The following is a 20,975-nucleotide window of genomic DNA, read 5'->3' as shown; positions in this document are numbered from 1 at the left end:
CTAAAATGGTGCGTCGCCAACGATAGATACACGTTCGACAACACGGCGACTTGGGAAATAATCCGAAACGGCATAATGCTGTGTTGCACGGTTATCCCAGAAGGCGATGCTGTCTTTCTCCCAACGGAAGCGAACTTGATACTCGGGCACATGCGCTTGGGCAAATAGATAAGTCAGTAATTTTTCACTCTCTTCCGCTTCTAAACCTACGATTCGAATGGTGAATGCGGCATTGACGAATAGTGTTTTGCGTCCTGTCTCCGGATGGATACGAACGATGGGATGTTCCGCAGGCGGCAATTCAATCTGCCGTGCTGCTAATATTTCTGGCGAAAGTCTACGTCCGAAGGTTGGTGTAAAATCATGAATTGCAGTAAGTCCATCAATTCTGGCTTTCACATCATCCGGCAAATTATCGTAAGCGGCAGCCATATCTGCCCAGATGGTATCACCGCCATGGGGAGGCACTTCAATCAACCGTAACACGGCGCCATGGGCAGGATTTAATCGCCAAGTGACATCGGTGTGCCAAATATTTTCCATACCCACAACTTTCTCGTCTTTAGCAAAGCGCGTGATCTCCTCTTGGTTGCCTTGTGGCAAGAACGGATGCGTCTCTAGTTCACCCCACTGTTTAGCAAATGTAAGATGTTGTTCACTTGTTATGGCTTGATTACGGAAGAACAACACTTTCCATTCGAGTAATGCACGATTGATTTCTTCTTTCAAATCAGCGCTAATGGGTTGGCTCAAATCTACGCCTTCAATTTCAGCCCCAATCAGCGGCCCAAGCGGGTTTACTTGAAATAAGGTATAAGGAAGTGTCGATGCACCTTCGGGCAAACGATTTAAAGTACGAGCACCACTGCGAACGCCTCTGTTCGGGAAATAATCGCGGGAAACATAGTCAATTGTTGTAGTCATGAGTCATCTCTCCTTGGCATAAATGATTTGGATAAAGCAAAAAGAGATTCAACACAAGGAATACATCCTTGCATTGAATCTCTGGTGGTCCAGTCGATTCTGCTTATCATTCACTGACTAACAGGCCTGTTAGTTTGTCATGAGCAGATCTTACCAATCCCGAGTTCCTTTGTCAACATTAATTTATAACATGGTTTGTTCGGATCATTCGCAGTGCCACTTCAATGTCCTCATCCTGTAAAGCGGTGAATCCTCTTAACGGCAGTAAGGATAAATTTTGCATGAGGGTTAGGAACAACGTTGTTAAGAGTTGCGGGTCTTCCAGGCGAATATCACCTTCCTGCTGTCCTTGTTCGATGATGGTGGTGAGGATGGCAAGATTGCTTCTGGCTTTTACACGCATGTTCTCTATGGCTTCCTGCGGGAGCAGATCGGTTGCCTGAGCTTGCAACATAACTAGATAAATCTCAGCTCTATGGTCAGCCAAAATATATTTGCGCAATAAAATGCGCAACTTATCTAATGCGTTCGTAGGAAGCTCGTTCGTAGCATGCAAGAGATGCTCATAAAGCGTCTGCCCATTATCGATAATCTTCAGGAGAATTTCTTCCTTGGATGCAAAATAGTTATAAATATGGCCATGGCTAAGCCCGGCTTCTTCTGCGATATCTTGAATCTTCGTCAGCAATCCCCTTCTAGCCAGTACGTGCTGTGCAGCCTTCAAAATCTGTGCTGTTCGCTCCTCGCGATTCTGCTGATCTTTCTCTATATTCCTTGGCATGTGAGCCTCCTCTTGGTTGTGGATTGTTGATATAATATGCCCCTTATTGTACACAGCAAAGAAAGAATAATCTACCTATTTCCGATGAATTTACTTTGATATTGACAGGAGGGAGGAAGCGATGGTACGATACCGATCAAACAGACTGACTACTTAGTCATTGTGAATGAAATGAACGATAGATGGAATCGACTAGACGACTAGAGATTCAACAAGATTAGCCTATGCTACTAGCAGCAGGTTGTCTATGTTGGTCTCTTTTTTTGATATTAGCTTATATGACCAAAGGATGTGAGCGAAATGACCACGGCAATTCTAGCCATTGAATCACTGCACAAAACCTTTCATTCGCAAGAACGCGACACGCATGTACTTAACGAAATTAACCTGCAAATTCATAAAGGAGAGTTCGTGACAATCATTGGTCCCAGTGGATGCGGAAAAAGTACATTGCTCAAGATTATTGCAGGATTAGATACAGATTACGCCGGCATTGTTTCACTTAGTGGTGAACGTATCGAGAAACCGTCGAGGGATAAGGGTTTTATTTTCCAAGAACATCGATTATTCCCATGGTTAACGGTCGAAAAGAACATAGCAGCAGAACAATCTCTGAAGGATCCAGAAGTTCGCAAACGTGTTAATGAATTAATACAACTCGTCAAACTGCAAGGTTTTGAAAAGTCCTATCCCAAACAGCTTTCCGGTGGTATGTCACAACGGGTAGCGATAGCTAGAGCGCTGCTACGGAAACCAAAGGTGCTTCTACTAGATGAACCATTTGGTGCTTTGGATGCGTTCACTCGAACGCATATGCAGGATGCGCTGCTTGAGATCTGGCAAAATAATCAAACGACGATGGTATTCGTGACCCATGATATTGATGAAGCTCTATTCTTATCGAACCGAGTTATCGTGATGGATGCGAAACCAGGTAGAGTGAAGGCGAATATCACGATTGACTTACCCTATCCTCGCAAACGTTCAGGACGTTCCTTCCAAGAACTTCGCGGGAAGTTGTTGGGTTTACTTGAGCATGATGCGCCTGATCAGGAAGAATGGCATATTTAGCTACATTTGAGAACATGGAAGGTGATGAAAATGAGTCAATCTATCAATACGTTACCGACACCTGCGGTAAATGCTCTTCCAGAGGTAAAAGCTCCGATTCCCCGCAAAGCCAAAGCGAGAAGATCACGTGGTGCCATATGGAGAGCCTTTGTGCTTCCAGCGATTATCATTATTGCTTGGCAATTCTTAAGCGGCACTGAGTTGATTAATCCGAGGCTGTTTCCGTCGCCATTGTATATCTTAGAAACATTTTTCTCCATGCTAGCATCCGGAGAATTGCTGCATCATTTGCGTATAAGTGTGGTTCGTGCTTCTCTGGGCTTTGTGATCGGCGGGGGAAGTGGACTCCTCATCGGATTACTTGTCGGTATGTTCCGACGTGCAGAAGAGTATCTGAATCCAACTGTACAAATGCTCAGGACAATCCCATTACTTGCGATTACACCACTATTCATCTTGTGGTTCGGTTTCGGCGAGTTGTCCAAAGTGTTGCTCATTTCGATGGGTGCCTTCTTTCCGATGTACGTGAATACGTTTCTCGGCGTGAGGAATGTCGACATCAAGTTATTCGATGTGGCCCATGTCTTGGAATTTAACCGTGTTCAACAGGTAACCAAACTTATTCTGCCCGCGGCTTTGCCTAATGTGCTATTAGGTCTGAGACTCTCGCTCAGTGTGGCATGGCTGGTCCTAGTTGTCGCTGAATTAATGGGAGCTGATGCTGGTGTAGGTTACCTTATTCAAGATGCACGCTCTTTCATGCGAACAGAGGTTGTTTTCCTCGGAATTGTCATCTTCGCTGCAGTGGGTAAGCTTTCAGACTCACTCGTCCGTATATTGGAGAGTCGCTTCCTTCGGTGGCAAGATAGTTACCGTGGTTAAATACTTATGCAAATCGCCCTGTCTCTTCATCCAATGGATGGAGGGACAGGGCGATTATCGTTTACATATAAGAGTGCTTAACTTATTGTACTTTGTCCAACAGTCGGTAAATCACAACCGCCGCCTGTGCTCTAGAAGCGTTATCCGCAGGAGCGAATTGCCCTCCCGTTGTACCGCTGAGTAGACCTAAGGCAGAAGCGATTCGTACATAGGACCTCGCCCAAGTACTAATCGAGCCTTCGTCAACATATTTGACTTCTTGTGTGGTGACGATGTCTTCAAGCTTTTTACCTGTTGCATGCAAATAGGCATTGACCATGGTGAGGGCCATTTGTTCCCGCGTTATAGGCGCATCCGGAACAAAGGTTTGCTCGCTCATACCGCTAATAATGCCCGCAGAATAGGCAGCGTAGACGGAATTGCGGTACCAAGCATCCGCGGATACGTCTTGGAATATGGCAGCATCGCTACTTTGTTGTAATTGTAACGCCTTAGCGATGATGGTGACGAACTGTGCTCTTGTTAATGTTGCATCAGGTTGGAAGGAGTCTTGATCGATACCATCGATAATGCCTTGGCCAGCTAAGTCCTCAATTTCTTTTTGTGCCCAATGATCTTTAATGTCCTTAAGTGTCGTATCGTTTTGCTTCTCGAGAACTGCATATTTGGAGAAGTGGTCAAGTGAAGCTGTCATGGTGCCATTCGAATTGAGCGTGCCGCCGATTGGCGTCCATGCACCTTGCGCTTCATCATAGAAATAAACGCTTAGTTTATGGACATCTTTGACTTTGGAAGTATCATAAGGAATGGACACCTTCACAGGTGAAGCGAATGAACTGAGTTTCGTCCCATCCTCGGTGACAGAGAAGTCATAAATAGCGGAAGCTGATGTGAAATTCGGAATGGCTGTAGTTGATTTGCTCGATGTAAACAGGATTTTACTAGTCGAAAGCTTGATCGGCCAAGCATTCGGTGGAATCTGCATGTTAATATCATTAGCCGCGATCACAATCGGTCTGTTCATTTGCGAAGCTTTTTGAACAATATCAGCCTCCATCTCGACAGAAAGGATATCCACGTTTTCCTTCGTTGTAGCATCCAAGGTTAAGTCGGACAAAGCTTTATTTAATAGGATTAATAAATCAACGCGTGCGGGTTTGAATTCATAGACCATTTTTCCATCGGCATTGCGAGATGGAGGTTGTTGGGAGCTGCCGCCGCCGCCTCCGCCACCACCACCGCCGCCACCGACTCGGGGTGCTGTAATCGTATATTGATAGACAGCATCTTCACTGAAAACATTGTTATGCAAAGTAGCAACGGTTAACTGAGTATTCGTGCTTATCTTCAGCGAGACACCTGAGTAATTGAAATAAGCGTATTTGGATTCATCTTTCGTAGTAAGTTCGACATAGATGGAACCTTCCTGATAAGGAGATGTGATTGTCACATTTTGTTCACCCACATAGGTGCCCGAAGAAAGGTTAACAACAGGTTTAGACGGTAGACCCAGGAATGTATAAGAATTGGAGTGGTGATGATAATATGTGCCTCCTGGAACAGGCTCACTCCATAATCCACGAATATTAATATGATGGACAGGATTACTAGTGTTAAAAGCAGCTGTTAATCTGGCTTTACCATCTTGCAATTGACCTGATGAAAGTGCGCCAAGGGAATAACTTCCATCACCAACCCTATCATAGGAAGTCTCATTATAAGCTTTGGCTTCAAGTGCAACATTATAAGTAGCGGTTACTACTGAATTATGGATGTCTAATAAGGATAAATCATAAGTTACATTTGGATTCGCTGGATAATTCACCCCATCAGGTGTAGGAGTTATTTTCAATCTAGGAATTTGAAAAGCTCGACTTCCATCGATTAAACCATCACCATATGCAGCGGAGTAGGAAACATGTGCACTTGTAAAAATGGTATAGGGAATGGAATTATTTATGGTTCCATTTAGTTTTAATGAAAGCAGGCTACTTTGATATTTAGAAGATGAGGTTTGAAGAATATTTCGAATATCTTCTTCATCTAATTCTTTATTGGTTGCTTTCAATAAAGCGGAAAGTCCTGTAACAAACGGAGTCGCTTGAGACGTCCCAGACATGTACATATAGTTGCCACCCATGGCAGTGCTGTAAATATTGACACCAGGCGCAACTACATCTACCTTCCCTACATTAGAAAAATCTGCAATCGCAAAGCTTTTATCTGGGAGTTGTCCGATAGCTCCCACACTAATAACTTCATCATAAGCAGCGGGATAATCAGTGTATCTAGCATATCGAATGGTGTCACTTGCAGTAGGTATGTCCCATTGGCCTGGCTCTGTACTAATCCAATGATTACTCTCGTTCCCAGCAGCGGAGACAAGCACAATATGCTGAGCGTGTGCTTTTTTAATGATCTCGTGCAGCGCTTTGCTATTACCACTTGAGCCCAAGCTCATATTAATAAGATCAACATGATTATCGATCGCGTATTGAATGGCATCAATTAAAAGGGATGTATCTCCCTTGCCTTTATTATCAAGAACTTTAAGTGGCATGATCTTGACGCCTGGAGCGACAGCGATTTGTAGGCTGCCTTGAGATTGTGCGGCTATAATGCCAGATACATGGGTTCCATGGCCATGATCATCTTGGGGTGCAATTTGAGTGTTAACAAAGTTGCGTCCCGTAACAAGGGCATTTTGAAGATCTGGGTGAGTCATATCCACACCTGTATCCAAGACAGCTACCGTGACTTCCTTATTCTTATTGGGATCCGAGTAAATCCCCATCTCGTCAATATGTGCCGCGATTTGTCCCCAATGCTGCATGTAGGACTCATCACCGGAATAGATGGTGGTAGTAACCGAGGCTGTACGGGGTGCTACATCCGTCGCAATCAAATGCACCTTATAAACCGGCTCGGCATATTCCACATTCGGATCTTTCTGCAATTCAGCAAGCTTATCCGAGACAGCAAGATCGTTGTTGAAATTAAGCGTTGTCCATGAAGAAGCGGAGCGCGCGGACAATGCCTGCATGTCGTCAGAGCCGGGTTGTTTGTATTTCACGAGCACCTTCCCCGGAACAATGTCGTTCTCATTGAAGGAAGGCACTGTAGATGTATTGGCTCCATCATTCGGCTCCTGAGCGAAGCCCAAAGTTCCAAGGGAAAGATTAAAGACGGTAAAGAGTGAAACGAGAACAACAAGTAACTTTCTTTTATGCAAAACCATTTGCTTCCCCCTACTAAAATGTAATATAAATACGAAAATACAGATGCATTTCATATTTTACATGCTGAGAGAGTGTATTTATGTCGAATTATGTCGATGAGTTCTAAATATTCGATAAAACACTAGGTTGAGTCGCGTTTAATCGACGTTGTCGTCTTCCGAAAGACATGTAATATAGACCCAGAATGATAAGCTGTGAACCTACTAACACGACATAGATATTGCTAAAAATAACGCCAGATCCCTGGCTGAATAGTGGATTCCAGCTCGAAATCGAAGCCGATCCGAGATCGACGGCCTTGCTGTACAAACCGATGGCGATCCCTTGCCCAATGAAATTGGCCATCGACAACATCCCCATACCTACGCCGACCTGATCCGCCGGAAGTGTGCGAGAAACCGAATTATTCACCGCAATGACGATGAAGGACTGGCCCACATTGCCTAGAACAAGGAATACGGCAATGAGCAGCGGTGAACTGCCAGTAAACGTGGCGAGCAGAACGAAACAAGCCAGCAATAAGCTGGAAGCGATGTAGGCAACATAGGCGTTGCCTTTGGCATCAGCGAGCTTGCCGCCTCTGCGGCCAAATAGGGCCGAAGCAGCAGCGGCAGGAACCAAGACAAAGCCAATCCAGACGGAAGGCAGCTGCTGAACATCCGTTAACAGCAAGGGACTGAGGACATAGAGTGAGCAGCAGCTTCCGCTAATGAGGAACGAGAGGGTAAGCCCGAACGTGTATTTCCGATTGTGAAATAGCTTCGGTGCAATGAATGGCTCGCCTGCGGTGCGAATCCGCACGATGAATAAGCCAAGAACGAGCAGTGCGCTGAGTAAAAGCCAGACGCCATTCGTCACGCTGAGCAGCAGCAAAGCAATGGTGACACCTAACAAACCGCCGCCAATCCAGTCGAACTTGCTTGAACTTACTGGCTGTTCATTGCCTAGATATTTGCGGTAGAAGGGAAGCGCGGCCAGTACGATGAGAGATACAGCGAAGAGCCAACGCCATTGAAGTGTACTAATAAGTAAAGCCGCGACAACGGGGCCCAATGCGTTACCGAAGGCTAGACCGACAGCTGTCATCCCGAGGGCAGCCCCTCGTCGTTCTAATGGGAAGAACCGTAAGGGTACAATCATCGACATTGCCGGTATGACTGCGGCGCCAGAAGCTTGCAAGCATCGGCCGACGAGCGCCATGGCGAACGTTTGTGAAGTTAAACCGATAACTGAGCCTAGCGCAAACACAAGGAGACCGAAGGTGACTAAATCTTTTAACCTGTAACGATCTGCGAGCTTGCCATACGTGACTGCGCCGATCGCATATATCAAGATATAAGCGGAAGAAAGCCAGCTTACCTGAGAAATCGTTAGATGAAATTCAGTGCTAATTTTGGGGAGGGCTAGGTTGAACATCACGCCGCTCATCATGGATAAGGTCATGGTGAACATGAGCACGCGCATTAATTTGTCAGCGGTTTGCAGTGGTGCTTTGGTGGTCATAAAAAGGGCACTTCCTTTCTAGGAAAGACTGTCAGTACTTACTGTCATATAGGTGAGAAAAAAACTAGGGCCGTAAAGCCCTAGCAAATAACTGGATACTCTCTTGCACGAAGGGGGCTAAAGTAATGCCTGGATAGCTCTTCTGACTATCTAGATCGTTCATGAAGGCTCCGAAATGCATAATAATGAAGGTGAAAGCATGCATTTCGGGATTCGTTGCGATGATTTTCCCTTTTGCGGCCATTTCAGTGAAATAATGGGTCAATATCTCAAGCAACTGTTGCGGATGCTTCTGGGTACGAGCGCGAAAGCCGGGCAATTGGCCCTCATCTTCTTTGAGGGAGATTTGAATCATTTTACGATTCCTATTCATGATCTCATGATAGGTCGTGCTCACGAGAAGCAGATCCTTCTCCAGATCCCAGACGAGCTTCTCGGCGAACAGCTTCTTCATCTCTTCCGCATAATGATAGCGGTCGAAAGCCGCTTCAAGAAGTTTCTGTTTGGTGCCGAAATGGCGAAATAGCGTCTTCTCGCTGAGGCCAGCCGCGGTGGCGATTTCCAGCGTCGTTACCCCGTTGTATCCCTTTTCCGCGATTAAATGGAGTGCTGCTAATAGTAGTTTATCGCTGCTTCCCATCTTGCTGTTGCCCATAGCGTATCCCTCTTCCGATCGAAATGTCAGTACTCACTGACATTTATTTTAAACCGGTTAGTCATTATAGTCAATGATGATTTCAGATTAGGCTTGCTGCCGTGTATCCGTCGCAGAAGAGAATGCTCATAAATGGATATGAAGGATCCTCGTAGGTTAAAAAAAGGGCATAGAATCGACGGAGAAACCAGTAACAACGGGCTTCTCTTTTTTGTGTCACTCCTTAGAAACGAAGCAATAATTGGTCATTGTCACGGAAGAAGCGGTCAGGTACGATCGGAGTTGTGCAAGGCCACTAGACGTAACCTACATAAGGAAAGTAAGTTGTTCCATAGTCATGATGATCGATAGAATGTGATCGGGAGGATGAATTCATGAAGAAGGTCAAAAAGAAAGTGAGCATGCTATTAGCTGCTAATTTGCTTTGGAGTGTGGCTGCCTCATCTGTTCCATTTTTTGAAAGCGCAACCAATCGGGTAGAAGCTGCCGCGGTGAATATGATGACGAACGGAAGCTTCGAACAGGCGACAACGGCCACCGATGCGAATTGGAGCAGCGTAAATGCACCCGTGGGCTGGGGGTTATGGATTCCTACTGGAAGCGGGAAGGCTCCCAACAAAACCGTCAATGTCACGCTGGATACGGCGATAGCCCATGAAGGAAATAAGTCCGTATTGATAGATGCATTTGCAACAAGCAGAGTCTCGATTAATCAGACGGTAACACCAGTGACCGCGGGGAAATCCTATCGATTGAAAATGTGGTTGAAAACAGAGAATGTGACGGGTACGGGAGCATACTTCAGAACCCAATTTTATAACGCAAGTAAAGTTGGAGATGGACCCTCAACCTCCAAATTGGTAGGTACGAACGATTGGACGATGCAGCAAGTTTTTATGACGATCCCAGCGAATGCGACCAAGTTGGTCATCGAACCTTTTCTGGAGACTGGCATGGGGAAAGTGTGGTTCGATGAAGTAAGTCTAGAGGAATATAACGGAGTCACAGGCATAGCTTTGGATCCAAGCGCGATATCCCTGACTGAGGGTACAACGTCGACGCTTACTGCGGTACTCACTCCGACGAATGCTGTAGATAAAACTGTGATATGGACATCAAGCAATCCGAATGCAGTCACCGTGGATAGCAATGGAAAAGTGACGGCTGTAGGGGTGGGGATGGCAACGATTACCGTTGCGACACCGGATGGGACAATTTCAGCCCAATGTACAATCAACGTGGAAACAGCAGAAATGGCAGCAGCGTACAGTGCGCTTCGTCAGAAATGGAGTGATAAATTAACTGGCGGTGCCCTGTTCAATCCTGCTGATCCCGATATGGCTGCTAACCTCACGGCATTGGCCGATAGTGTATCCAATGCAGCTCACACAGGATTGTGGGATCGCGTGAACAAAGCTAGCAATCGGACCAATGTCTGGAGCGATATGACGAGCACAACCGATTCGAGCCAGATCAGCACCGCCTACGCTCGCTTAAAAACAATGGCATTGGCCTACAACATGCAAGGGACGCCCTTGTATCACAACACAGCGCTGCGCGACGATATCGTAAGTGCGATGGAATGGATGTATACGAATCGATACAACGAAAACAAGAGTCCCTACGGGAACTGGTTTGACTGGGAGATCGGTGTCCCGCAAGCCTTAAATGATCTCATTGTGCTTATGTATGGGCAATTGACGCAGGGGCAAATTACCAAGTTCATCAAGCCGATTGATAAATTTTGTCCAGATCCGAAGGCAGGTTCCGTTCTTGGCGTCAAAGGAGTCAAGATGACGGGGGCTAATCTGCTGGATAAAGCGTTGGTTGCTACGGTCCGAGGTGTGATCGGAAATAATAGTGCAAAGATCATACAAGGACGCGATGCAATCGGTCCGGAATTTGCTTATGCCGATCATGGAGATGGCGTGTATCGAGATGGTTCTCTTGTTCAACACACGAATATCGCCTATACAGCGGGATACGGAGCCGTGTGGCTAAGCCGAGCCGCGGATATGACATTCTTGTTGAAGGGCTCCCCTTGGCCCGTAACAGATCCCAATGTCAATAACGTCTACCAATGGGTGTCAGATACGTTTGAGCCGGTCATCTACAAAGGTCTCTATATGGATATGGTCAATGGCAGAGGCATGTCTAGGCAAACTGCAGGCAGTGCCAGGGGAACGATTACAACCTTGCTTCGCTTAGCTGAAGGAGCTTCAGCAGATGAGGCCTTATCCATTAAACAGATGGCGAAGGCGTGGATTCTATCCGATACGACGTATACCAATTATTTCGATGGTCTATCGGTCTATGATTTGAGTCTTGTGAAAAATCTCTTAAACGATGCATCGATTCAACCAAGAGGGGAATTGATTAAGAACCAGATGTTTGCAGGTATGGACCGAGTAGTCCATCTACGTGAGGGATATGGTTTCGGCATTAGTATGTTCTCCAATCGTATCTCTGCGTTCGAAAAGGGCAATACCGAGAATTTAAAAGGTTGGTATACGGGAATCGGTATGACCTACCTTTACGATCAGGATCTGGGCCAATATCGCAATGATTTCTGGCCAACGGTTGATTCATTCCGTCTACCAGGCACGACAACGAACGGTTCTGGCAAAGGTGTAACACCCGGTGATTGGACCTCCTATATGAACGCTAAGGAATGGGTGGGGGGATCGACGATCGACGGGCTTTACGGCGCGGCCGGGATGGATTTTTCTTTGAGCAAAGTGACCGGAAGCGACCTGCAAGGCAAAAAATCATGGTTTATGTTCGATGATGAAATTGTCGCATTGGGCGCAGACATTTCGAGCAGTAACGCGGGACCGCAGCCTGTAGAAACGATTATCGATAATCGTAAGCTGAGTGATGCGGGTAATAATGTGCTCACCGTGAATGGCGCTGTCAAACCGAGCCAACTCGGTTGGTCGGAAAACATGGCGAACGTCAAGTGGGCTCATCTGGCTGGAAATATGCCGGGAACGGACATCGGTTATTATTTCCCAGAGGCGACAAACGTGTATGGGCTGCGTGAGGCTAGAACAGGCAAATGGAGCGACATTAACGGCGGCCAATCGGCGACGCCAATCACGCGGAATTACATGAGTCTGGCTTTTGAACACGGGGCAACGCCTTCCAATGTTGCATATTCCTATGTATTATTGCCACATAAAGACACCGTGGCTACGGAGCTTTACAGCCAATCACCGGATGTTCAAGTACTAAGCAATACAGCGGATGTCCATGCGGTTAGGGAGAAGAAGCTCGGTATTACGGCTGCGAATTTCTGGAATCCGGGGACAGCTGATTTCATCACCGCGCACAATCCTTCTTCCGTCATGGTGAAGGAATCCCAATCCGAATTAACCATTGCCGTATCCGATCCCACCCAGAAGCAAAGCACGATTACGCTTGAATTGAATAAGGCGGCATTATCGCTTGTACGCAGTGATGATACGATTACGATTGTCCAAACGTTGCCGACGTTAAAACTGCAGATCAACGTAGCAGGTTCCGTAGGCAAAACGCACGTCGTAACGTTCAAGAAGGATACGACAGCACCCGTTATCACGCCAACCGTATCGATGGCTGTCTATTGGACAACGGGCGGCAGCTTGAATTTCGACATTTCGGATTCTGAAAGCGGAGTGGCAGCCCAGTCGGTAGAGCTGAATGGCCAAACAGTAAGCCTCCCCTACACGTTCAGTCCTTTAAGTCTGTCAATTGGCGATCATCCCGTAGTCGTGACGGCAAGGGATACAGCGGGGAACGAAACCAGATCCGCGTACACGTTAAAAGTAGTGATGGATGTAGGTCACTTGGACGAATTAGTAAGGTATGCCTCCGGGCAAGGTTGGATTACCAACGGAGGCATAACTAACAGCTTGCTAGTCATGATCGATGTTCTTCAAAAGCATATGAATCAGACACAAGTTCAACAAGCATTCAACGCGTTAGAAAATCATATTCGTGCGCAATCAGGTAAAAAGATCGAAGCGGCATTTGCGGAGAAGCTGTTAAACGCTATTGCCTTTATTAAGTCATCAGATAGCTAAGATCATCAGAAACACATACAACCCGACTTCGTCTCTTTGATGAAGTCGGGTCATCCTTATTTCTCGAGGAACTTGATTTTATACGACGAACCGATTAGAATGCTCAGTATTCAGTCAGCGAGGTGATTGCTCTGCGCAAATTATTCATGAATGTATGGAAGCGTTTTTTCCGAGGCAAAACGATTTTTCGCAATATGGTGACCCTATCCTTGTTTGCTGCCATTATTCCTGTTCTTGTCGTTGGGATAGGTAGTTACTTATATTCAGCCTCCGCTGTACAAAGTGAAGTGAATCAATCCAATGTTCGGATCCTAAATAACGTATCCTCAACCATCGATTCTACGTTAGATCGGCTGCAGAACAATGCCATCCAAATGTTGCTGGGTACTTTTTTTAGCTCTAATTTGGTGGAATTAAAGAGCACGAATTACGCCGGTTTCTACTCCGGGATTTCACGCGAATTATCTGCGCTCATGAATGGGAATAAAGAAGCTAGCGATGTAGCTGTGTACATACCGGATGAAGGCTATTTGATATCTCCGATCTATGGGGGGAGACGCATTGAGGGCAGCGTGGAACGTGAGTCGCTTCTGAAAGAGCTTGCCTCCAATGATCAGCTTAGGTGGGTCAGCGGGCCATACCCTTTAATACCTGGCTACAACGATAATGGCATTACGTTAATTGCCAAATTGCCACTGCTGGGTAAACAGCCGATCGGGCTCATGTTTATTCGGATTAATGAAGAGCTGTTCCAGAATATTATGAAACGCTTTATAAGCTATCAAGGTGAACAAATGTTCATCCTGGACGAAAAGGGCGTGCTCGTTACCTCCATGGGTGGGACTGAGGTTCCACAAGGTCTATTTGATCGGGTAGCTCAAAAGGGTTCCGAACAGAGGTTCCAATTCGTCTTCCATGGCACTGAATATATGGTGACCCCGATTACGTCATCTCTGAATCAATGGCAATACATTAACATGGTTCCCATCGATCAATTGAATGCGAAGTCCAACGGGATCAAATTAATTACACTGATCATTGTTCTCATCTGCTTAGTATTGGGGGCACTCATAACGCTGTGGGGCACACGTCGTGTGTATCGTCCCATTCAGAATCTTGTCGCTTATGTGAAAGAGGGGCAAACGGATGAAGTGGAAACCGACGAAGTGGGCTTCGTGCACAAGCGTTGGGCGGAGCTCAGTAGCACGGCGAACGACATGCAGCAGCAGCTGAGTGACCAGTTGCCGATGATTCGTGAAATTTTTGCGCTGCAACTCTTGCAGGGTCGGTTCCTTTATTATTCCGAGGATCAGCTAGCGGCCATGCTGCGTAGATATAACGTGCCTGCCCATAAAGAGAGTATCGTCATGGTTATCGCTTTTGAATTGCAGTCGGAAGGCAAGGTGCGTTTTCAAGAGAATGATCGTGAGCTAATCGTATTTGCCGTGAAAAATATTGCGAGTGAACTATTACAAACCCATGCAATGGAAGGAATCGGCATTAATCTGCTGAATGATCAGGTAGCTGTATGGCTGTATAGGGATCCGCTGCAATCCGATGACGAAGAATCCGACATCAAACAATTCGCTGAGCGGCTGCGGCTGCTAGTATCTGACTATTTACGCCTTCAAGTGACGATTGGATTAAGTGGCAAGAGCGAGCAAATTAGCGAGCTGCCTGAACTATATGAGGAGGCGCTGCTCGCAGTCCGTTCACGTATGATCGTTGGTGGGAATCAAGTCATTGCTCACACGAGTGGTAAAAGGAATGTAGACATGCATTATCGATATCCATTGGAGATCGAGACGCATTTTGAGAATTCGTTGCAACTAGGTGATCGTGATGAAGCCGTCAGAATGATGGACGAATTTGCGAAATCCATGGGGGCCGCGATCCAGAAGCCTGAGCTCATTCAAATGTCGTATTATCGACTGCTAACCGCTGCGATTCGGACAGCCTACATGCTTGGATTGGATACGGTTCAATTATTTGGCGAAGTGAATGAGGACCCGTATCTTCATATCAGGAATATCCATACGACATTCGAATTGAATGCCTGGTTTAAAGAACAATTGGTAGAGCCGATTGTTGCCTATGTGCATGGCAAGCAGCACCAGGAACATGAGCAGTTAATTGCCAAAGTGGTTCGGTATATGGAAGAGAACTATCACTTCGATCTGTCATTGGATCAATGTGCACAGATTTGTGGACTAAGTCCGCAATATTTAAGCAAGCTTTTCAAAAAGAAAAAAGATGTCTCCTTTATTGAATATTTGACCAAGGTAAGAATTGAGAAGTCGATTGAGTTGCTTCGTACGACGGATTTATCCGTTTCAGAAGTAGCTGAACGAGTTGGGTATCAGATGAAGAACTTTATTCGCGTGTTTAAAAAGCATATGGGTGTGACGCCAGGTCAGTTCCGTGGGTCAGACGAGGAAAATTAGAATGCCCAATAATCGCTTTCTAGATGCAGGATGATGCAAAAAATGAGGAAAATAAAAGGAGAAACCCCGTAGTTACAGGGTTTCTCCTTTTTTGTCTTGACCGCAGAGCATGAATAAGAATTGGTCATTGTTCCTATGACTTCGGATCGGGTACGATCGTTTCAAGCAAAACAACGAGATGCGAACGTACTAATGAGAGGTGATGACATTGTCACAAAGTCAGGTGGAACAGTTTCAGAAAGTGATCCCTAGTGGACTTGAAGAAAGCAAGACAGCTAAGAAATCATGGGTACACGAGTGGCAGGTTGCGCTCAAGCGTGACAAATATTTATATCTACTGGCAGCGCCAGGATTACTATTTTTCCTCATTTTCAAGTATGTGCCATTATGGGGATTATTGCTTGCTTTTCAAAATTACTCTCCTTATTTAGGTTTCTGGGATAGCGAATGGGTGGGTTTGAAATACTTTCATGAGTTTTTCACGAATCCCGATTTCATGATGTTGTTTCGAAATACGATGGCGATCTCACTTCTGAATATCGTATTTTTCTTCCCGATTCCCATAGTGGTGTCCTTATTGCTGAATGAGGTTAAGAGTTTACCTTTTAAGAAAATTGTACAAACGGTCATCTATTTACCTCACTTCCTATCGTGGGTAATCATCGTCGGTATTTGTTTCTTAATTCTAGGTCAAAGCAGTGGCGTTATTAATCAATTAATCGTCGAATTTGGCGGGCACAAGATTGAATTCCTTACGGAGCCTAATTATTTCTGGGCCTTGCTAACGGCTCAAAGCATTTGGAAAGAAGCGGGCTGGGGAACGATTATCTTCCTTGCCGCACTGGCTGGGATCAACTCAGAATTGTATGAAGCCGCACAAATTGATGGGGCAACAAGATGGCAGCAGATGCGCAATGTCACGATTCCTGGTATCAAAAGCACGATTATCGTTTTGTTAATTCTACGTTTAGGCCAAGTGATGGATGTAGGGTTTGAGCAAATCTTCCTTATGGCAAGCGGACCTGTCTCGCAGGTGGCTGACGTATTTGATACGTATGCCTACCGCGTCGGTATTCAACAAGGTCGGTTCAGCTATGCAACAGTTGCTGGATTATTCAAATCAGTTGTAGGTCTTATACTGGTTGTTACGGCAAATCGTGTAGCCAAGAAGTTCGGCGAGGAGGGACTGTACTAACATGGAAAATCAGATGGGTTCTAAAATATTTAATGTCCTAAACTACACGGTGTTAACGATCATTGGTCTTGTTACTTTACTGCCTTTCATTTATGTTGTGATCATTTCATTCACGGATCCAACTGAATATTTGACGAAGTCCTTAGTGTTGATTCCTGAGAAATGGAGCTTGTCTGCCTATGAATACATTTTCTCTACGAATGCTTTCGTTCATGCGATGGGGATAAGCGGCATACTAGCGGTGTTCGGTACCTTATTGAGTCTAATTGTGACTAGCGCCTTAGCCTATGTGCTCTCTCGCAAAAGGTTAAAAGGGAAGAAATTCTTTCTTGTCGCAATTCTGATGACGATGTTGTTCAATCCGGGCATGATTCCGAACTACTTGCTTGTCGATAGTCTTGGTTTAATGGATTCGATTTGGGCACTTATTTTGCCGGCATTGACTAGTGCTTGGTACGTGTTCTTGATGAAAAACTTTTATCAGGAAATTCCTGATGAACTTGAGGAAGCAGCCAAAATGGATGGTTGTTCGGATATTGGGGTGTTCTTCCGTATTATGCTGCCGATTTCTGTCTCGGCGCTCGCCGCTTTCGGGTTATTCTACGCTGTAGCGTATTGGAACACGTACTTTAGTGGCGTACTTTATATCAATAGTGATAGCTTGCGTCCGTTGCAGGTACTCCTTCAAATGCTGCTCATTTCCGCAACGCAAATGGCTGATCCTTCGGTTGCCGCTATGTTGGAAAGTGAACGGACTGTGCCGCCACAGGTTATCAAGATGGCTGCTGTTGTGATCTCCTCCTTACCGATCGTCATGGTATATCCGTTCTTACAGAAATATTTTGTTAAGGGTATGATGGTTGGTTCTGTGAAAGGATGAGCGTAGCATACCGAGAGGGGTGATTCAGGGAAGTATTGGACATGCAGGATAAAGTTTCTGATTGTATAATAACCATATAAACGGGAGGTCTTCACATGAAACCAATGGTCAAAAAATTGGCAGTACTCTTAACAGCAACGGGTCTAGTCGCTTCTCTAGCGGCTTGTGGGAAAGCGGATGAAACAGGGACAGCAAGTTCAGCAGCGAGCACAACGGGTGCATCAGCTAAACCCGCTGCCAAACCAACCGATATTTCCATTACAACGCTTGCTTTCGCTGCAGCACCTACAGGTGAGTTGGAAGCTGTGAAACAGTTAAATGAGAAGCTCAATGTCAATCTGAAATTAAATTGGATTCCAGCAGCCCAAATTACAGAGAAATTAAATGCGCTTCTTGCATCACGTGACTTACCAGACGTGTTATTCCTAGAAGATTTTAACTATACGCCTGCATTCCTTAATGCGGTTGATCAAGGTGCTTTCTGGGATTTAAGTCCATACATTAAAAGTTATCCTAACCTGGCTAAATATCCAGACAACGTATATAAGAACGCATCTTTGAAAGGTAAACTGTACACCTTGCCACGGGTAAGACCCTTGGATGGCCACGAGTCCATGCTGATTCGTAAAGATTGGTTGGATAAGCTGGGTTTGCAAATGCCGAAAACGATGGATGAGTTGTCCAAAGTTCTCGAAGCCTTTGCACAGAAGGATCCAGACGGCAATGGGAAAGCAGATACGTATGGGGCTGCTCTTCCAGGAGCAAATGGACCTTCGAGCACGATCCTATCCATGTTCGGTACAGGCACGAAGTGGAAAGATGAGAACGGCAGTCTGATTCCGTATTGGTATACACCACAAGCCAAAGATGCGCTTGCTTTCTGGAATAAATCCTATAAAGCAGGCGGTATTCTTCCGGATTTCCCTGTACTCAAGGCAGCACAAATTAAAGATATGCTCGTTCAGAGTAAAGCAGGGGTAGCATTCGCGAATGTTAGTGATGCATATAAATATAATGTGGAGTTGCAGAAAGTAAATCCGCAAGCCAACCTCATTGCTGCTGAAATACCAAAAGCACCAGATGGCAAATTGTATTATGAGCAAGCAAGTGGTTACTACGGACAATTCCTAATCAATAAGAAATCCGTTGATGAGGCGAAATTGAAGAAGATTCTAGAAGTTTACGATTACACGGCTACTATTGAGGGCTATAATTTGGCCACTTACGGCATCAAAGATGTGGACTTCACAGTCAAAGCTGACGGAAGCGTAGAACAAACCGAAGAAGGCAAGAAAAAAGGATATTCAGGCGATACGACAGGCCAGTGGGTAACGGGGTACTTTGATAAGTATTCAAGAGCTAAGACAGCAGGTATGCCAAACGAAATTTACCAAGCAAATGCAAAAGTCATTGATACGATTTCCTCCATTCCAGATCCAACTTACGGGTTGATGAAGTCCGCGCCATATAAGGAAAAAGGAGCAGACTGGGATAAAAAGGTGAACGATATGATGGTCAATGTCATTGTTGGTAAAAATTCACTTGAAGATTGGGATAAAATGGTAAAACAGTTTAAAGATGATACAACGTTCCAACAGCATATCAAAGAAACGAACGATTTCTACAAAGAGAAATCCAAATAAATCTGATGAATAGAAGGACCCGATCGTGCCTAGGAATGGCGTGGTCGGGTTTCTTTTAGAAAGAAGAAGGGTGATCTTGATGTGTGCGCAAGAGTTGAAATTGTGGTATCGGAAGCCCGCTTTCGCTATTCTTTCAATATGGCCGCTACTTGCTTATGGGCAGCTCAAGACCAAATCTTGCTTCTGCCAGCCTTACCGAACGTATGGAGTAACGGCAGAGTAAGTGGTCTGCGCGCGCGGGGCGGCTTCGAGGTTGAGATTGGGTGGCAAAATGGACGGTTGAAAGAAGCGGTGCTGCATGCCACACAGGATGGCTTATGTACAATCCGCAGCGAGTCGCCCCTTGAGATCATGATGAAGGAAGAGGAGGGGCTAGTGGTGAACACTATAGATGGTTCGGTTTATTCCTTCCGTGCTGAGTCGGGCACTAGCTATTTGGCGCGACACGCAAACATCGATTTATCAATTCCTTCTACATCGAAGTAAGGAGAGAACGAAATGGTGAAGAAACCAATTCTCACGTTCGTCGTTTTGACAGATACCCATATTACAGCGACTTTAGAAGGGACTGAAGCCCAGAATTGGGATCGGGCACTCAAGGATATCTTGGCAACTGCTCCGAATTGTCATGGGATCATGCATGTCGGTGATATCACAGACAATGGGGAACGAGCGGAATTCGAAATCATGGAACAAATCTGGAGAGCTAACAGAGAAGGGCTGCCGCCCATTCATTTTACTTACGGCAATCATGATGTACGTTGGAAAGATCTTGAGGGGCAGATGTCGTTATTTGCAGAACATACGGGGATTCACCATGCTTACTATGATTTGTGGTTAGAAGGGTATCATTTTATATTCCTTGGTACAGAAATTGGCTTGAAAGACTGCGCATATCTATCAGATGTTCAGCTCAAGTGGTTGGATCAGAAGTTGTCGGAGCACGAAGAGACAGAGAAGCCAGCTTTTATTTTCGTACATGAACCTCTATTGAATACGGTTGCAGGTTCCCAAAGCGAGTTTGGTTGGAATGGGATCAGGCAGGACGCGGAATTAAAACAGATTCTAGCTGAGCACCCGCAATCGATTGTTTTTACCGGTCACACGCACTGGGAGCTTGGCGCAAAGGATACGATGTACAACAGGAAGTATGCGACCCTGTTTAATGCGGCTTCTGTTGCTTATTTATGGACAGATGACGACGTCTTGAAAGAGGGCTCACAAGGCTTTTTCGTAGAAGTGTATGAGGATAGGGTTATTGTAAAAGGAAGGGATTTTGCCTCGACATCGTGGGTTGCCCATGCGGAATATACGGTACAACTGCCAGTGAGTATACCAATGGTGGATCTGACGGTAGATCCGGATAGTACACTTCGTCATCCTGCCATGCAGATGGGCAAATCAGTCTTTCAGCCCCATGAACCTGTTGAGGTTACTTATGTCGGTTCGCTCAGAGAAGATGCCTTTGGCATATATCTCAGAGGGGCTCAACCGAGTGAGACAGAACGCATAACGCCTATAGTCTCTCTGCAGACCAAAATGTTCGACCAGCCGGATGGCAAGTTAGTTTTCAGTGACTTAGAGCTTCCAGTGGGGAGTTACGATATGATTTATTTGGGTGAAACGCTGAATACGGAACTCACTCGGTTGCCTTTCGAAGTAGTGGCAGAAGCGAAATAAGCGGAAGAAGAACA

At 45.6% G+C, this 20,975-nt stretch carries 14 protein-coding genes; 9 read left to right on the top strand and 5 right to left on the bottom strand.

The features are described from left to right. On the bottom strand, positions 1–924 hold the full coding sequence (locus AC58PV_RS05495) for a TauD/TfdA dioxygenase family protein (RefSeq protein ID WP_497431262.1): 924 nt from the start codon (positions 922–924) through the stop codon (positions 1–3). 178 nt (positions 925–1,102) lie between these two features. Continuing rightward, on the bottom strand, positions 1,103–1,705 hold the full coding sequence (locus AC58PV_RS05490; RefSeq protein WP_497431261.1) for a TetR/AcrR family transcriptional regulator: 603 nt from the start codon (positions 1,703–1,705) through the stop codon (positions 1,103–1,105). A 300-nt stretch (positions 1,706–2,005) separates the two neighbouring features. On the opposite strand from AC58PV_RS05490, the gene AC58PV_RS05485 reads away from it, so the two are divergent. After that, a complete protein-coding gene (locus AC58PV_RS05485) occupies positions 2,006–2,776 on the top strand; it encodes an ABC transporter ATP-binding protein (RefSeq protein ID WP_497431260.1) in 771 nt (256 codons plus the stop codon). Positions 2,777–2,806: 30 nt separating this feature from the next. Beyond that, positions 2,807–3,658, top strand: coding sequence for an ABC transporter permease (locus AC58PV_RS05480; protein ID WP_497431259.1), 852 nt, complete (start codon positions 2,807–2,809; stop codon positions 3,656–3,658). 82 nt (positions 3,659–3,740) lie between these two features. On the opposite strand, the gene AC58PV_RS05475 is transcribed toward AC58PV_RS05480, so the two are convergent. The 3 genes from AC58PV_RS05475 to AC58PV_RS05465 all read right to left on the bottom strand — a co-directional run bounded on the left by AC58PV_RS05475 (position 3,741) and on the right by AC58PV_RS05465 (position 9,055). Continuing rightward, positions 3,741–6,896 carry a S8 family peptidase gene (locus AC58PV_RS05475; RefSeq protein ID WP_497431258.1) on the bottom strand — a complete coding sequence of 1,052 codons (3,156 nt, stop codon included), beginning with the start codon at positions 6,894–6,896 and terminating at the stop codon, positions 3,741–3,743. Positions 6,897–6,999: 103 nt separating this feature from the next. Next, entirely contained in the window at positions 7,000–8,400 is a 1,401-nt protein-coding gene (locus tag AC58PV_RS05470; protein WP_497431257.1) for an MFS transporter, read from the bottom strand. Positions 8,401–8,464: 64 nt separating this feature from the next. Further along, the gene (locus tag AC58PV_RS05465) at positions 8,465–9,055 is read right to left on the bottom strand and encodes a TetR/AcrR family transcriptional regulator (RefSeq protein ID WP_497431256.1); all 591 of its coding nucleotides are present in this window, start codon (positions 9,053–9,055) and stop codon (positions 8,465–8,467) included. Positions 9,056–9,429: 374 nt separating this feature from the next. On the opposite strand from AC58PV_RS05465, the gene AC58PV_RS05460 reads away from it, so the two are divergent. From AC58PV_RS05460 to AC58PV_RS05430, 7 genes are all read left to right on the top strand, one after another. Next, on the top strand, positions 9,430–13,119 hold the full coding sequence (locus AC58PV_RS05460) for a polysaccharide lyase family 8 super-sandwich domain-containing protein (protein ID WP_497431255.1): 3,690 nt from the start codon (positions 9,430–9,432) through the stop codon (positions 13,117–13,119). 146 nt (positions 13,120–13,265) lie between these two features. Then, positions 13,266–15,563, top strand: coding sequence for an AraC family transcriptional regulator (locus AC58PV_RS05455; RefSeq protein WP_497431254.1), 2,298 nt, complete (start codon positions 13,266–13,268; stop codon positions 15,561–15,563). Positions 15,564–15,765: 202 nt separating this feature from the next. Next, entirely contained in the window at positions 15,766–16,758 is a 993-nt protein-coding gene (locus tag AC58PV_RS05450; RefSeq protein WP_497431253.1) for an ABC transporter permease, read from the top strand. 1 nt (position 16,759) lies between these two features. After that, a complete protein-coding gene (locus AC58PV_RS05445) occupies positions 16,760–17,638 on the top strand; it encodes a carbohydrate ABC transporter permease (protein WP_497431252.1) in 879 nt (292 codons plus the stop codon). 95 nt (positions 17,639–17,733) lie between these two features. After that, entirely contained in the window at positions 17,734–19,281 is a 1,548-nt protein-coding gene (locus tag AC58PV_RS05440; RefSeq protein ID WP_497431251.1) for a type 2 periplasmic-binding domain-containing protein, read from the top strand. Between the two features lie 81 nt (positions 19,282–19,362). After that, positions 19,363–19,767: a glycoside hydrolase family 95-like protein gene (locus AC58PV_RS05435; RefSeq protein WP_497431250.1), complete on the top strand. Its 405-nt coding sequence runs from the start codon at positions 19,363–19,365 to the stop codon at positions 19,765–19,767. 12 nt (positions 19,768–19,779) lie between these two features. After that, positions 19,780–20,961: a metallophosphoesterase family protein gene (locus tag AC58PV_RS05430; RefSeq protein WP_497431249.1), complete on the top strand. Its 1,182-nt coding sequence runs from the start codon at positions 19,780–19,782 to the stop codon at positions 20,959–20,961. Positions 20,962–20,975: the final 14 nt, after the last annotated feature.

The organism is Paenibacillus sp. J22FR83 (genome assembly GCF_059691955.1).
Note: the sequence above shows the minus strand (reverse complement) of the source record. Positions and strands in the feature narration are given on the sequence as shown.

Coding starts and splice junctions, on each gene's coding strand:
- AC58PV_RS05495 (WP_497431262.1), bottom strand. CDS start 924: ATGACTACAACAATTGACTATGTTTCCCGCGATTATTTCCCGAACAGA.
- AC58PV_RS05490 (WP_497431261.1), bottom strand. CDS start 1,705: ATGCCAAGGAATATAGAGAAAGATCAGCAGAATCGCGAGGAGCGAACA.
- AC58PV_RS05485 (WP_497431260.1), top strand. CDS start 2,006: ATGACCACGGCAATTCTAGCCATTGAATCACTGCACAAAACCTTTCAT.
- AC58PV_RS05480 (WP_497431259.1), top strand. CDS start 2,807: ATGAGTCAATCTATCAATACGTTACCGACACCTGCGGTAAATGCTCTT.
- AC58PV_RS05475 (WP_497431258.1), bottom strand. CDS start 6,896: ATGGTTTTGCATAAAAGAAAGTTACTTGTTGTTCTCGTTTCACTCTTT.
- AC58PV_RS05470 (WP_497431257.1), bottom strand. CDS start 8,400: ATGACCACCAAAGCACCACTGCAAACCGCTGACAAATTAATGCGCGTG.
- AC58PV_RS05465 (WP_497431256.1), bottom strand. CDS start 9,055: ATGGGCAACAGCAAGATGGGAAGCAGCGATAAACTACTATTAGCAGCA.
- AC58PV_RS05460 (WP_497431255.1), top strand. CDS start 9,430: ATGAAGAAGGTCAAAAAGAAAGTGAGCATGCTATTAGCTGCTAATTTG.
- AC58PV_RS05455 (WP_497431254.1), top strand. CDS start 13,266: ATGAATGTATGGAAGCGTTTTTTCCGAGGCAAAACGATTTTTCGCAAT.
- AC58PV_RS05450 (WP_497431253.1), top strand. CDS start 15,766: ATGACATTGTCACAAAGTCAGGTGGAACAGTTTCAGAAAGTGATCCCT.
- AC58PV_RS05445 (WP_497431252.1), top strand. CDS start 16,760: ATGGAAAATCAGATGGGTTCTAAAATATTTAATGTCCTAAACTACACG.
- AC58PV_RS05440 (WP_497431251.1), top strand. CDS start 17,734: ATGAAACCAATGGTCAAAAAATTGGCAGTACTCTTAACAGCAACGGGT.
- AC58PV_RS05430 (WP_497431249.1), top strand. CDS start 19,780: ATGGTGAAGAAACCAATTCTCACGTTCGTCGTTTTGACAGATACCCAT.